The organism is Cupriavidus pauculus (assembly GCF_002858765.1).
GTDB lineage: Bacteria > Pseudomonadota > Gammaproteobacteria > Burkholderiales > Burkholderiaceae > Cupriavidus > Cupriavidus pauculus_B.
The window spans coordinates 130,764-143,993 of sequence record NZ_PJRP01000019.1 but is presented as its reverse complement, the minus strand read 5'-3'; the positions used below and the strand labels follow the sequence as shown (position 1 = coordinate 143,993).

Genomic DNA, 13,230 nt, shown 5'->3' with positions numbered 1-13,230 from the left:
GCCGCCCCCTCCCCCCCGGCCCCCCCCCCGCAGGCGGGAGAGGGGAGCCCCCCGCGGACCGCCCTCAAATAACCCCGCCGTTCACGCGCAGGGTCTGGCCGTTGACCCACGCCCCGTCGGCGCCGGCGAAGAACGCCACGGCGTTGGCGATGTCCTCTGGCGTGCCCAGGCGTTCGAGCGGGGCCATCTTTGCCATCCGGTCGATCAGTTCCGGCGACTTGCCGTCGAGGAACAGTTCGGTGGCGGTTGGCCCCGGGGCCACCGAATTGACGGTGATATTGCGGCCGCGTACCTCCTTCATCAGCACGGCGGTCATGGCTTCCACGGCGGCCTTGGAGGCGGCGTAGACGCCGTAGGTTGGCATCAGCAGGCCCACCAGGCTCGACGACAGGTTGATGACGCGGCCGCCGTCGCGCAGCCGGCGTGCCGCCTCGCGCAGCGTGTTGAACGTGCCCTTCAGGTTGATGTGGATGACGCTGTCGAACAGCGCGTCGTCGCTTTCGGCCAGCGTGGCGAGCTTCATGACGCCGGCGTTGTTGACCAGCACGTCGACCCCGCCGAATGCCGCCTCGGCGGCGGCAAACATGCGGGCCACGGCGGCCGGGTCGCTGACGTCGGCCTGATGGGTCAAGGCGCGGCCGCCAGCGGCTTCGATGTCCGCGGCCACGGCTTCGGCTTCGCGGGCGCTGCCGGCGTAGTTGACGACGATCGTCAGGCCGTCGGCCGCCAGGCGTCGGGCAATGGCGGCGCCGATGCCGCGCGAGGCGCCGGTCACGATGGCGACGCGGGTCGGCTGGGAGTCGGTAGCGGTGGTAGGGGTGGTGATGGTCGCGGTCATTTCAGGGCTCCGGGTAAGTCGCTGCGGGTTGGGTAGACCGCGTTGCGCCGCGGTGTGACTGCACTATGCGCGATAGTCCGCGCTGGATAATCGGTCTAGAATTGCCTGCACTTGTTCTGTCAAGGAAACAATGGTTTCCGTGTAGGCATCAAGAGGCACATAAAGAGGGCGCAGATGGACCGATTCGACGCGATGCGGCTCTACACGCGGGTGGTGGAACGCCGCAGCTTCACGCTGGCCGCCAGCGACATGGACGTGCCGCGTTCCACGGTGACCAAGGTGATTGCCGACCTGGAAAAGCGCCTGGGCGTGCGTCTGCTACAGCGCACCACGCGCGTGGTGCGGCCCACGCTGGACGGCGAGGCGTACTACCGCCGATGCCTGCGCATCCTCGACGACATCGAGGACGCCGAAGGCGGCTTCAGCGGGGCCGAGCCGCGCGGGATGCTGCGGATCGAGGTCCAAGGCACGCTGGCGCGGCATTTCCTGATGCCCGGCTTTCCCGATTTCCTGGCCCGCTACCCCCAGTTGCAGATCACGATGAGCGAAGGCGACCGCTGGGTCGACCTGGTGCAGGAGGGCGTGGACTGCGTGCTGCGCTATGGCAAGCTGCCCGACAGCGAACTGGTGGCCCGCCAGGTGGCCATGCTGGACCGGCTGACCTGCGCCACGCCCGACTATCTGGCGCGCTTCGGCACGCCGGCCGATCTGGCATCGCTGGAGGGCCACCGGATGGTCGGCATCCGCCAGATGAGCAGCGGCAATGTCACGCCGCTGGAGTTCGTGGTCGGCGACGACCTGAAGAGCCTGTCGCTGCCGTGCCCGCTGGCCGTGACCGGTACCGAGAGCTACCTGGCCGGCATCGAACTGGGCCTGGGCATCGCCCAGGTGCCGCGCTTCCATATCGTCGATCAGCTCCGGCGCGGCGCGCTGGTGGAGATCCTGCGCGACACGCCGCCGCCGTCGCAGCCGGTGTCGCTGCTCTATCCACGCTCGCGCCAGCTATCGCCACGGGTGCGGGCGTTTCTGGACTGGGCGGCGGGGGAGTTTGCGCGGCGCCAGTTGGCGGCTTGATGGGGCGTGGGACGGCTGCCATTTTTGGTATTCTTCGCGGCACACAAACAAGAAAACTGACAGGGTCCGTCACCACGAACATGGAAGCGCCAACGCAAGGCCGTCTTACGCCGCCCGCCCGGATTCACATCCTGATGGCCCGGGATGCGCAAACCGCAGTCGTCATTCGCCGCGGCCCCACGCGCTGGACAGCCCTGATCGGCTGGAACAGGAAGCGCGACACTTTCGAGGTGGGCCAGTGGTTCAATGCCCGCATCTTCGATCGGCGGTCCGATCTGTCGCCGGATGGCCGCTTCCTGATCTATTTCGCCCTGAACGGCAAGTGGAAATCGGAAGTGAAGGGCGCGTACACCGCGATCTCCCGGGCCCCCTATCTCAAGGCCGAGACGCTGCTCGCCAAGGGCGACACGTGGCACGGCGGGGGGCTGTTCGTGAACGAAAAGGACTACTGGCTCAACGACGGATACGGGCACAAGGTGGTGCGCGACGAATCGCAAGCCAGGCGCACCAAGACTTACCCGTGGCCGGAGTTTCCGCCCATCGGGCACACCAACTTATATGAAGTCCGCTTGCAGCGCGATGGCTGGCAGCGCATGAACGAGGGCTGGTCAGGCAAGGGCGCGATCGTTTATTTCGAGAAGCCGATCGGTCCGCGCTGGACCTTGCGCAAGCGACTGACCGGGACCACGGAGCGGCACGAACTGGTGCACGTCAGCACCGGCCGCACGATGCCGCAGCCGTCCTGGCAATGGGCCGATGTCGACGGAAAGCGCCTGGTGTGGGCGGACGCGGGAAAGCTCTATGCGAGTGGCCTCGACGCCGACGGACTGCGCGACGTGAAACTGCTGCACGACTTCAACCCGTACCAGTTCGAGCCGCTGGCGGCGCCGTACTAGGCGGTGCGCCAAGGCATCAGCAGACGGAAGGAGACCGCATGACGATTACCCCACAGCTGTTAGCGGCCTCGGCGCTTGCCGCGCTGGTTCTGTACGGGCTGGCCTTTGGCGGCGGCCTGCCGTCTGCCTACGCCCGCCGCCGGTGTCAGGGCCGTGCGTGGCGGAACGCGTTTCCGACGGCGTCCAAAGCCGAGATCCGCGACTACCTGAGCCTGTTCGCGGATGCCTTTGCGGTGCGTGACACACACAAGCTCCAGTTTCGGCCCGACGACACCATCCTGTCGATCTACCGGGCATGGTATCGATACCCGTGGATGGCCGACGCGCTCGAACTCGAGACGCTGGCCGAGGCCATCGAAACCAGGCACGGGTTGCGGCTCGAAAATCTGTGGACCGATGACCTGACGCTCGGCCAACTCTTCGTGCAGACCCGGCGGCCCGATTAGCCGTCCGCCGGGCCCAAACGCTTCACCCCAATACCGCCCGCACTGCGCTTAACTGATCCAACGCCTCGCGCAGCTCGCGCTCCAGTACTGCGACAAGCTCGGCCGAAGACATCGAGCGCGTCAGCGGCACGGCCTGGCCGGCCCATTGGGCGGCGTATTCGCTGACGCCCTTGGCCTTGGCGGCGGCGTGCAGTGCCTTGCCGGCGTCGTACGTCACGGGGTAGTCGGGGATTGCCGGGGCGTCTGCGGCAGTGCCCATGCGCGTGAAGCGGCTGGTGAAACCGCGTGCCGCGCGGCCGGAGATGGCGCGGGTCAGCGTGGTCGGCCGGGTATCGGCGGCGGTCAGCGCGGCGCGGTAGGCGGCGTCGGCGGCCGATTCGTCGGTGGCGACAAACGCCGTCCCCAGCTGCGCGGCGGCGGCGCCCAGTGCCAGCACGGCGGCGATGCCGGCGCCATCCATGATGCCGCCGGCGGCGATCACCGGCAGGCTGGTGCGGGCCACCAGCACGCGCGTCAGCGCGAACGTGCCAAGCCCTTCGTCGTCAGCCTCGGTATCGAAGGCGCCGCGATGGCCGCCGGCCTCGATGCCTTGCGCGACGATGGCGTCGATGCCGGCCGCCTCGATCTGCCGTGCTTCCGGCAGCGACGTGGCGCTGGCCAGCAGCACGATGCCAGCCGCCTTCAGCGCATCGATCCATTCCTGCGCCGGCAGCCCGAAATGAAAGCTCACCACCGCAGGCTTCTCTTCCAGCAGCATCCGGTACATCGCGTCATCGACCACAAAGCTCTTGTAGATCTCGCGCAGCGCTCCCGGCGGCGTGGCGCCGAATTCGGCGAAGGTCGATGCCAGGTACTTCAGCCATGCCGATTCGCGCTCGGCGTTGGGCGTGGCGGGCGGATGGCAGAACAGGTTGATGTTGAACGGGCGGGCGGTCAGCGCGCGGGTCTCGCGGATCACCTTGCGTGCGCCCTCGGCGTCCATGGCGCCGACGCCAAGCGAGCCCAGGCCACCCGCTTCGGATACGGCTGCGGCCATGGCGGGGGTGCTGACGCCTGCCATCGGGGCCTGGATGATGGGCAGGCGAATGCCCAGGCGCGACAACAGGTTGCGGGACGGGTTCTGACGGTTGGGTTCCATGGCGGCGTTCCTTGTCATGCGGGCGGGTGACGACGCAGTTCCTGCGCGAATGCGTCGTAGGCGGATGTGGTGAAACCGGAGCGGTGAATCAGATACGTATGCACTTTCCGGACGGGGACGGTCTGTAGCGCGCCCAGGTCGCCCTGCATGGCCAGCAGCGAGCGCGGCACGATGGCCACGGCCGAGCCTGCCGTGACCTGGGCCAGGATGGCGTGGTATGAAGGCAGTTCGATCACGGTGAGATGGCGGCGCACATCGTCGCCGGCCTGTTCGAGCCAGTCTTCCGCGCACCGGCGATAGGTGCAGCCGCGCGAGAACGCGGCCAGCTGGCGCAGCGTCACGTCTTCGGGGCGTCGCACCTTCGGATGGGTCGCCGGCAGCACCAGCACCAGTTCCTCGGTGGTCAGGAAGACGCCTTCCAGGCCCGCGCCCATTTCGGATACGTCGATGTCGCGGGGGCTGCCCGTGCCGGGATGGGCCACGATCGCGCAGTCCAGCCGGCGTTCCAGCACGCCATCCGCCAGCGCCTGCGAGGTGCCCGTGGCCAGTTCCAGTTCGACGTCGGGCCACGCGGCGTGGAAGCGTCCCAGCGGCCGGGGCAGCAGCGTGGCTGCGGTGCTCTCCATCGATCCCACGCGCAGGCGGCCGCTCGGCGCATCGGCGCGCATGGACTGCCGCGCCTCTTCGGCCAGCGCCAGCAACTGATCCGCATAGCCCAGCAGGCGCTGCCCGGCCGGGGTCAGGATCATCTGCTTGTTCGCGCGCTGGAACAGGTCCACGCCCAGGCTTTCCTCAAGCTGCTTCACGCGCGTGGTGACGTTCGACTGCACGCGGTCCAGCGACCTGGCGGCACGGGTGATGCTCTGCTCGCGCGCGACCACCCGGAAAATCTCGAGTTCTGCCAGTTCCACGCTGTGCGACGACACCCATGGTGTCGTTCTCCATTAGAGAATGAAAGTGTATATAGTATTGCGATATGAGAATGAATTGTCAAGCAGGTCGGGCGCCGGCTGTGGGCGTCGTCACTGCTGCCGGGCCCAGCGGTCGAAGCCGGCGCAAGCCAGCAGCAGGGCACTCGTGACGAAGAACACCGAGCGCATGCCGAAATGCACGCCGATCTGGCCGCCGATCAGCGGCCCCACCACCTGGCCGGCAAACTGCGCCGATTGCAGGTAGCCCAGCATCTTGCCCGACTGATGTTCCTTGACGGCCTGCCGGACCAGTTTGCCGATGGAAGGCAGCAGCCCCGCCAGCGTCATGCCCATCAGGCCGCGCAGCACCGCCAGCGTCCACCAGTTGGTCACGAACGCCTGCGGGATCATGACCAGCGCGGTGGCCACCAGGCAGCCAATGATCACGTTCCAGGCGCCGACGCGGTCGGCCAGCGCGCCAAGCCGCGAAGCGGTCAGTACGCTGCCCAGTGCCGAACTGGCCATGACGATGCCGGCCGCCGTGACCAGTCGGTCGTGCGGCACGCCCAGCTGGCCGATGTAGACGGTGATGATCGGCTCGATCGACATGTTCGACAGCAATACCATGGTGGCGGTGATCAACAGGGCGGCCAGCGGAATGCGGGAGGCGCGCGCGTGTGCGGTGGCGCCGGACGGCACGGCGCCGGCGGGCTTGGCCGGCCGGCGGAAATCCTCGCGCACCAGGAAGATCGTCAGCAGCGCGGCCACGGCAATCATCGCCCCGCCCGCGAAGAAAGTGCCCCGAATGCCGATCACGCCGGGCAGCAGGCCGCCCACCAGTGGGCCGACCAGATTCCCGACCAGCGCGCCGGTCGACAGCACCCCCAGCGCCCACCCGGAACGTTCCGGCGGCGCCTGCGTGCCGATCATCACCGTGGCGGCTGACGCGTATCCGCCGATCAGCCCCGCGGCAAAGCGCAGTGCCACCAGTTCGTAGACGTTGTGCGCCAGGCCGATCATAGACATGACGATGGCCATGCCCACGGCCGCGCGCACCAGCATCGGCTTGCGCCCGAAACGGTCGGCCAGCTTGCCCCACAGCGGCGCAGTCGCGGCCGTGGCCAGGAAGGTCACGCCGAAGGCAACGCCCGACCATTGCACGATGTCGGCTTGCGCCGTCACGCCCAGCTGCTCGACGTAGAGCGGCAGGAAGGGCAGCAGCATGCTCAGGCTGACGAGCGTGGTGAACGAGCCGAACGTGGCCACCGCAAGATTGCGCTGCCAGTGCAAGGCGTTGCGGGCGGCGTAGCTGTGGGCCGGGGTGTCTTCGGGGAGGGTGAGGGCGCTGGGGGATTCGGACATGGTGTGATTTATAGTGGTGCCCGGCTGGCGGCACCCGAAGGCTTGATGGGTGCCCGACTGGTCGGGTGCCTCAAAGCTAGGGGAAAACCCGCGTCATCGCGAAGGCACACGGCGTATCAACAGTTATGCATGGCGGTAACAATTCAACGGGAGACAGCGACATGAAGAAGGGAGAACCGCAGGCCGGCGTACCGGCCGCCGCGCTGATCGATGCCAGGATCGCCGAGCTTGGCGACTGGCGCGGCGAGATGCTGGCGCAACTGCGGGCCATCGTCAGGGAAGCCGACCCCGATGGGGTCGAGGAATGGAAATGGAGCGTGCCGGTGTGGTCGCACGACGGCATCCTCTGCACGGGCGAGGTCTACAAGGCCGCCGTGAAAATGACGTTTGCCAAGGGCGCATCGCTGGACGATCCCAAGGGGCTGTTCAATGCGAGCCTGGACGGCAACGTGCGCCGTGCGATCGACTTCCGCGAAGGCCAGGCCATCAACAAGACCGCCCTGAAAGCCTTGATCCGCGCGGCCGTGGCGCTGAACCAGTCCACGGGCAAGCCCAAAGCCAAGGCGAAGGCCTGATCCGGCCGGGGGGCAGACCGGCCCCTGTGGCTTCGCCGATGTCGGCGTGACACCGACATCCATTTCGGTTGCCGCGGGGTAGCATAAGTCGCTTTGGCTTGTTCTTGCGCGCCGTGCGGTGACCCGGCGCGCGCAGCCGCGACTTCCTCTATCCGGTCGGTATGCAACTGTCTTCCCTGCAACGCTTCCTGTTTGGCGCGATCCTTGTCCCGGTCTCGATGGCCGTGGTGTTCGGCATTGACGCGCTCACCCCGCTTGGGCTGGCGGCGTGGCTGTTCTACCTGGTGCCGGTCTGCCTGACCTTGTACGGCAATGACCCGAAGCTGCCGCTGATTACCGCTGCCGTGGGCACCGTGCTGATCGGCATCGGCTATGCGGTGTCGCCGGTCAGCAGCATCCGGCCGATCTACGCCATCGTGAATCGCGGCGCGGGCGTGGTGATGCTGTGGTTCCTGGCGGCGGTGGTCTATCGCTATATCGTCTCGCAGGCGGCTATGCAGCGCGCGGCGTGGTTGCAGCAGACGCAGGTACGGGTCCATCAGGCCGTACGCAATCCGCAAACGGCGGGCAACGTGGCCGATGCGCTGGTGCGAGTGCTGGCGCAAGCCTTCCAGGCGCACGTGGGCGTGGTGTATCAGGTGGATGGCGCCCAGATGCGCCGCGTGGCCACCTGGGCGCTGGCCCATGCCGACGACCTGCCGCAGACGCTGACGTCGGGGCAGACGCTGGCCGGCCAGGCAGCGGCCGAGAACCGTGTGATCGCGGTGGGCGGCCTGCCGGCCGACTATCTCCGCGTGTCATCCGCCCTGGGCCGGACGTCGCCCAACGAGATCGTGGCGGCGCCGCTGACTGCTGAAGGCGAGGTGGTGGGCGTGGTGGAACTGGGCTTCGTCGCCATGCAGCGCGATACCGCCGACATCGTGGAACTGCTGGAGCGCATTGGCGATTCGATCGGCATGACCTTGCGTGCCGCCGCGTACCGGGGCCGCCTGGAGACGCTGCTGGGCGAAACCCAGCGCCAGAGCGAGGAGTTGCAGGTCCAGCAGGAAGAACTGCGCGTATCGAACGAGGAACTGGAAGAGCGCGGCCGCGCGCTGATGGATTCGCAGGCGCGGCTCGAAGCCCAGCAGGCGGAACTGGAACAGACCAACGTTCAGCTCGAAGAACACGCGCAACGGCTGGAAGGGCAGAAGCGCGAGATGCTGGCCTTCCAGGCCGAACTGGCCGCCAACGCGCGGGCGCTGGAGCGATCCAACCAGTACAAGAGCGAATTCCTGGCCAATATGTCGCACGAACTGCGCACGCCGCTGAACAGTGCGCTGATTCTGGCCAAGCTGCTGCAGGAGAACAAGGACGGCACGCTGACCGCCGAGCAGGTGCGCTACGCGGCCACCATCCACGCGGCCAACACCGACCTGCTGAACCTGATCAACGACATCCTGGATCTGTCCAAGATCGAGGCTGGCCATCTGGTGATCGAGCGCGAGGCGGTGGAACTGCAGGCGCTGACCGAGACGCTGCAGGGCATGTTCGGGCCGATTGCCGCGCAGAAGAGCGTGCGGTTCCGGATCGAATTCCTGCCCGGCGTACCTGACGCCATCGTGTCCGACAACCTGCGGCTGCAGCAGGTGCTCAAGAACCTGTTGTCCAATGCGTTCAAGTTCACGGAGTCGGGCGCGGTCACGCTGGCGCTGGCCGCGCAGGGTGACGACGCGCTGCGGTTCGAGGTGCGCGACACTGGCATCGGCATTCCGAAGGACAAGCAGCAGGTCATCTTCGAGGCTTTCCAACAGGCCGACGGCACCACCAGCCGCCGCTATGGCGGCACGGGGCTGGGCCTGTCGATCTCGCGCGAACTGAGCCGCCTGCTGGGCGGCGTGATCTCGGTGGCCAGCGAGCCCGGCCAGGGCAGCGTGTTCGCATTGACCGTGCCGCGCCTGCTCGGCGGAGACTCCGCCACCCAGGCCGGCCTGATGATGCTGCCGGGCAGCGCGCCGGCACCATTGGTGATGGCCCCGCCGCCCCGTGCGGTGCCGCCTGCCCCCGCGCCGGCACAGGAACCCATGGACCGCGTGCAGCCGGGCTATCCGGCACCGATTGCCGACGACCGCGACCATCGCACGCGCGGCAACCGGTTGATTCTGGTGGTCGAGGACGACCTCGACTTTGCCGGCATTCTCTACGACCTGGCCCACGAACTCGATTTCGACTGCATCCACGCCACCACGTCGGCGCAGGGCCTGGAACTGGCACGCCAGCACCAGCCATGCGGCATCCTGCTGGACGTGGCGCTGCCCGACCAGTCGGGGCTGACGCTGCTGGACTGGCTCAAGCGCGACCCCGCCACACGGCATATCCCGACGCATCTGGTATCGGTCAGCGACCATGCCGAAGCGGCGCTGCACCTGGGCGCGGTGGGCTACACGTTCAAGCCCAGCGAGCGCGACAAGCTGGCGGCGGCGATCCGCGGGCTGGAGGCACGCATGGTGGCGGGCCAACGCCGGGTGCTGGTGATCGAGGATGACCCGGCGCTGCGCGAGAGCATTCGCGCGCTGCTGAAGTCGCTGAAGGCCGAGATCGTGACCGCCGACAGCGTGGCCGAGGCCACGGCGGCGCTGGACGGTACGCCGTTCGACTGCGTGGTGATGGACATGGTGTTGCCGGACGGCACCGGACACGACCTGCTGGCCCATATGGCGCAGCGGGCGCAGGCCAACGCTGGCGCCATGCCGCCCGTCATCATCTATACCGGCCGGCAGTTGTCGGCCGAGGACGAGCAGAAGCTGCGCCGGTACTCGAAGTCGATCATCATCAAGGGCGCCCGCTCGCCAGACCGGCTGCTCGACGAGGTGACGCTGTTCCTGCATAGCGTGGAGTCGTCGCTGCCGCCGGAACACCAGCGCATGCTGCGCGCCGCCCGCAGCCGCGACGACACGTTCGACGGCCGGAAACTGCTGCTGGTGGAAGACGACGCGCGCAATATCTTTGCGCTGTCGAAGGTCATCGAGCCGCTGGGCGCCACCGTGGAGATCGCCCGCAGCGGCCGCGAGGCGCTGGACGTGCTGAACCGGATGGACGACATCCACCTGGTACTGATGGACATCATGATGCCCGAGATGGACGGCATAACCGCCATGCGGCATATCCGCCAGATGCCGCAGTACGCGCGGCTGCCGATCATCGCGCTGACGGCCAAGGCCATGCAGTCCGACCGCGAGGCCTGCCTGCAGGCCGGGGCCAACGACTACATCGCCAAGCCGATCGATGTGGACAAACTGCTTTCGCTGTGTCGCGTATGGCTACACGCAAACTGAAACCGAAGGACGTGGAGCCGCTGGCCGACGCCGGGGCCGTCGACGGCATGGTGCTGCTCGACGCCAATTTCGAGATCGAACTGGAACTGCTGCTGGAGGCCATCTTCCGCAAGTACCAGCATGACTTCCGGCGCTATTCGCGGGCGTCGCTGCGGCGCCGGCTGGAGCAGGCGCTGCGGGACCTGAACCTGGCCACGCTGTCGCAGCTGCAGGACCGCATGCTGCGCGACGCCGTGCTGTTTGGCCGGTTGCTGCAATACCTGACGGTGCAAGTCAGCGAGATGTTCCGGGACCCGTCTTACTTTCGTGCGATTCGCGAGCACGTGGTGCCGGTGCTGAAGACCTATCCGTCGGTCAACGTCTGGGTGGCCGGCTGCAGCAGCGGCGAGGAGCTGTGGTCGCTGGCTATCCTGTTCGAGGAAGAGGGCCTGGCGGCGCGCACGGTGTTCTACGCGACCGACATCAACCCGGAGGCCCTGGCCACCGCGCGCGCGGGCGTGTACGACGCCGGCCGCCTGCGCGACTTCGGCGCGAACTACCTGGCCGCCGGCGGCCGTGCGTCGCTGTCGGACTACTATCACGCCGCCTATGGCAAGGCCAAGTTCAATGACCAGCTAATCCGGCAATCGGTGTTCGCGGACCACAGCCTGGCGACCGACAGCGTGTTCCAGGAGGCCCAGCTGATTTCGTGCCGCAATGTGCTGATCTACTTTGACCGCCCGCTGCAGGACCGTGCCATCGGCCTGTTTCGGGATGCGCTGGCGTGGCGAGGGTTCCTGGGGCTGGGCAGCAAGGAGAGCCTGCACTTCAGTGCGCATGGGCAGGGTTTCGAGGCGGTGTCGTCGCGCGAGCGGCTGTACCGCAAGCTCTGAGGCGCGATCATGCAAACCGGGACGCAGGCGTGCAGCGGGGTGGTGATCGGCGGTTCGGCCGGCGCGCTGGAAGCGCTGAATGCCGTGCTGCCGATGCTGCCGGCGCGCTTCATGCCGCCGGTGGTGATCGTCATGCACCAGCTGGCGTCGAGCCCCAGCCTGCTGCCGGGACTGTTTGCCCTGCGTTGCGCCATGCCGGTGTACGAGGCCGAAGACAAGCTGTCGGTGCAACCCGGCCATCTCTATCTGGCCCCCCCGAACTATCACCTGCTGCTGGAACAGGATCCCGAGACGCCGGACGGCGTGCGGCTGGCCCTGTCGGTGGCGCCGCCCGTGCGGTTTTCCCGGCCGTCGATCGACGTGCTGTTTGAGTCGGCCGCCGTGGCCTGGCGGGAGGGCGTGCTGGGCGTGCTGCTGTCGGGCGCCAACGACGACGGTTCGCGCGGCCTGGCCATGATTCGCGCGGCGGGCGGCCGTACCTGGGTGCAATCGCCGGAATCCGCCATGGTGGGAACCATGCCGCAAGAGGCCATTGCGCGCGGCGCGGCCGAACACATACTGACCCTGGAAGCCATTGGCCACGGGCTGGCCCGCCTGACTGAATGACGCCTACCATGCAAGCTCCCGTGAAGATCCTCGCCGTCGACGACATTGCGGCCAACCTGACAGCGCTCGACGCCGTGCTGGCCAAGCCGGGCGTGGAGATCGTCCATGCCAATTCCGGCGCCCAGGCGCTGGAACTGCTGCTGGATCACGATTTCGGGCTGGCCATCCTGGACGTGCACATGCCCGAGATGGACGGCTTCGAGCTGGCCGAACTGATGCGCGGCAGCAAGCGCACCAGCCAGATCCCGATCCTGTTCCTGACCGCGGCGGGGCACGACAGCCAGCGCGCGTTTCGCGGCTATGCGTCGGGCGCGGTGGATTTCCTGTTCAAGCCCGTGGATGCCCGCGTGCTGTCGGCCAAGGTCGATGTGTTCGTGCAACTGGCCCAGCAGAAGCAGCTACTGGCCGAGCAGCTGGAAACCGCCCAGCAACTGCTGAAGACCAACGAAATGCTGATGGCCGTGCTGGCGCACGATCTGCGCACGCCGCTATCGGCCATCATCGCCTCGGCGTCGTTCCTGGGCCGCTTTGGCGGCGAGGAAAAAATCAGGCCGGCAACGGACCGGATTGCCCGCAGCAGCCAGCGCATGGCGCGCATGGTGGACCAACTGTTGCATGTGGCCCGCCTGCATGGCGGACGGGTCAGCCTGATGCCGCAGGCGGCAGACCTGGGCGCGATCTGCGCGGCCATCGTCGATGAATGCCAGGTGTCGCGCGGCGAGCCGCAACTGGTGCTGGAGCAACAGGGCGACACCCGGGCCACGATCGATCCCGACCAGATTGCCCAGGTCGTGCAGAACCTGGTTGGCAACGCGCTGCAGCACGGCGATGCCGGGGCGCCGGTGATCGTGCGCGTCGACGGCACGGCCCGGGACAGCGTGACGGTGGCGGTGTCGAACGGCGGTGCCATCGACGCCCGCGTACTGCCGCATATCTTCGATGCCTTCCATTCGGGGATGGGCGCGACGGCGGCGGCAACGAGCGCCAGCAGCGCCGAAGGGCTGGGCCTGGGCCTCTACATCGCCCGCGAGCTGGCCATGCTCCATGGCGGCACCGTGGTCGCTGAATCGTCGCCCGAGCTTTGCACCACGGTATTCACTGTGACGCTGCCACGGGAATGCTGCCAGGCGCAGCGGGCCATCCAGGCCTGATGCCGCCGGATTTGCGCCCCGGGCCAGGGTCTTGATCGGCGACGGGT

The 13,230-nt window shown here is 67.6% G+C and carries 12 protein-coding genes; 8 read left to right on the top strand and 4 right to left on the bottom strand.

Going from position 1 to position 13,230, the window contains the following annotated elements; translation table 11 throughout:
- Positions 1–64 precede the first annotated feature (64 nt).
- Positions 65–838, bottom strand: coding sequence for an SDR family oxidoreductase (locus tag CYJ10_RS28580; protein ID WP_101684796.1), 774 nt, complete (start codon positions 836–838; stop codon positions 65–67).
- A 174-nt stretch (positions 839–1,012) separates the two neighbouring features.
- Here CYJ10_RS28580 and CYJ10_RS28575 point away from each other — a divergent pair, with 174 nt between their 5' ends.
- Genes CYJ10_RS28575 through CYJ10_RS28565 form a run of 3 tightly spaced genes read left to right on the top strand, consistent with a single transcriptional unit; the run spans position 1,013 to position 3,254 of the window.
- Positions 1,013–1,912, top strand: a complete 900-nt coding sequence (locus CYJ10_RS28575; RefSeq protein ID WP_101684795.1) for a LysR family transcriptional regulator — start codon at positions 1,013–1,015, stop codon at positions 1,910–1,912.
- On the top strand, positions 1,912–2,808 hold the full coding sequence (locus tag CYJ10_RS28570; protein WP_146002140.1) for a hypothetical protein: 897 nt from the start codon (positions 1,912–1,914) through the stop codon (positions 2,806–2,808). Before CYJ10_RS28575 ends, CYJ10_RS28570 begins: the two co-directional genes overlap by 1 nt.
- Positions 2,809–2,846: 38 nt before the next feature.
- On the top strand, positions 2,847–3,254 hold the full coding sequence (locus CYJ10_RS28565; protein ID WP_257993579.1) for a hypothetical protein: 408 nt from the start codon (positions 2,847–2,849) through the stop codon (positions 3,252–3,254).
- Positions 3,255–3,276: 22 nt separating this feature from the next.
- Here CYJ10_RS28565 and CYJ10_RS28560 read toward each other — a convergent pair whose 3' ends face one another.
- The 3 genes from CYJ10_RS28560 to CYJ10_RS28550 form a co-directional block, all read right to left on the bottom strand.
- Positions 3,277–4,392, bottom strand: coding sequence for an NAD(P)H-dependent flavin oxidoreductase (locus tag CYJ10_RS28560; protein ID WP_101684793.1), 1,116 nt, complete (start codon positions 4,390–4,392; stop codon positions 3,277–3,279).
- Positions 4,393–4,406: 14 nt separating this feature from the next.
- Positions 4,407–5,303 (bottom strand): LysR substrate-binding domain-containing protein, encoded by an 897-nt coding sequence (locus CYJ10_RS28555; protein WP_101684811.1) that lies wholly within the window; start codon positions 5,301–5,303, stop codon positions 4,407–4,409.
- Between the two features lie 111 nt (positions 5,304–5,414).
- On the bottom strand, positions 5,415–6,665 hold the full coding sequence (locus CYJ10_RS28550) for an MFS transporter (RefSeq protein ID WP_101684792.1): 1,251 nt from the start codon (positions 6,663–6,665) through the stop codon (positions 5,415–5,417).
- A gap of 161 nt (positions 6,666–6,826) precedes the next feature.
- On the opposite strand from CYJ10_RS28550, the gene CYJ10_RS28545 reads away from it, so the two are divergent.
- The 5 genes from CYJ10_RS28545 (at position 6,827) to CYJ10_RS28525 (ending at position 13,183) form a co-directional block, all read left to right on the top strand.
- On the top strand, positions 6,827–7,240 hold the full coding sequence (locus CYJ10_RS28545) for a DUF1801 domain-containing protein (RefSeq protein WP_101684791.1): 414 nt from the start codon (positions 6,827–6,829) through the stop codon (positions 7,238–7,240).
- A 161-nt stretch (positions 7,241–7,401) separates the two neighbouring features.
- Positions 7,402–10,554 (top strand): response regulator, encoded by a 3,153-nt coding sequence (locus CYJ10_RS28540; RefSeq protein ID WP_219621543.1) that lies wholly within the window; start codon positions 7,402–7,404, stop codon positions 10,552–10,554.
- 47 nt (positions 10,555–10,601) lie between these two features.
- Positions 10,602–11,426: a CheR family methyltransferase gene (locus CYJ10_RS28535; protein WP_101684809.1), complete on the top strand. Its 825-nt coding sequence runs from the start codon at positions 10,602–10,604 to the stop codon at positions 11,424–11,426.
- A gap of 9 nt (positions 11,427–11,435) precedes the next feature.
- Positions 11,436–12,032, top strand: a complete 597-nt coding sequence (locus CYJ10_RS28530) for a chemotaxis protein CheB (RefSeq protein WP_101684790.1) — start codon at positions 11,436–11,438, stop codon at positions 12,030–12,032.
- 8 nt (positions 12,033–12,040) lie between these two features.
- On the top strand, positions 12,041–13,183 hold the full coding sequence (locus CYJ10_RS28525; protein WP_101684808.1) for a hybrid sensor histidine kinase/response regulator: 1,143 nt from the start codon (positions 12,041–12,043) through the stop codon (positions 13,181–13,183).
- The last annotated feature ends 47 nt before the right edge of the window (positions 13,184–13,230 follow it).

Coding starts and splice junctions, on each gene's coding strand:
- CYJ10_RS28580 (WP_101684796.1), bottom strand. CDS start 838: ATGACCGCGACCATCACCACCCCTACCACCGCTACCGACTCCCAGCCG.
- CYJ10_RS28575 (WP_101684795.1), top strand. CDS start 1,013: ATGGACCGATTCGACGCGATGCGGCTCTACACGCGGGTGGTGGAACGC.
- CYJ10_RS28570 (WP_146002140.1), top strand. CDS start 1,912: ATGGGGCGTGGGACGGCTGCCATTTTTGGTATTCTTCGCGGCACACAA.
- CYJ10_RS28565 (WP_257993579.1), top strand. CDS start 2,847: ATGACGATTACCCCACAGCTGTTAGCGGCCTCGGCGCTTGCCGCGCTG.
- CYJ10_RS28560 (WP_101684793.1), bottom strand. CDS start 4,392: ATGGAACCCAACCGTCAGAACCCGTCCCGCAACCTGTTGTCGCGCCTG.
- CYJ10_RS28550 (WP_101684792.1), bottom strand. CDS start 6,665: ATGTCCGAATCCCCCAGCGCCCTCACCCTCCCCGAAGACACCCCGGCC.
- CYJ10_RS28545 (WP_101684791.1), top strand. CDS start 6,827: ATGAAGAAGGGAGAACCGCAGGCCGGCGTACCGGCCGCCGCGCTGATC.
- CYJ10_RS28540 (WP_219621543.1), top strand. CDS start 7,402: ATGCAACTGTCTTCCCTGCAACGCTTCCTGTTTGGCGCGATCCTTGTC.
- CYJ10_RS28535 (WP_101684809.1), top strand. CDS start 10,602: ATGGTGCTGCTCGACGCCAATTTCGAGATCGAACTGGAACTGCTGCTG.
- CYJ10_RS28530 (WP_101684790.1), top strand. CDS start 11,436: ATGCAAACCGGGACGCAGGCGTGCAGCGGGGTGGTGATCGGCGGTTCG.
- CYJ10_RS28525 (WP_101684808.1), top strand. CDS start 12,041: ATGCAAGCTCCCGTGAAGATCCTCGCCGTCGACGACATTGCGGCCAAC.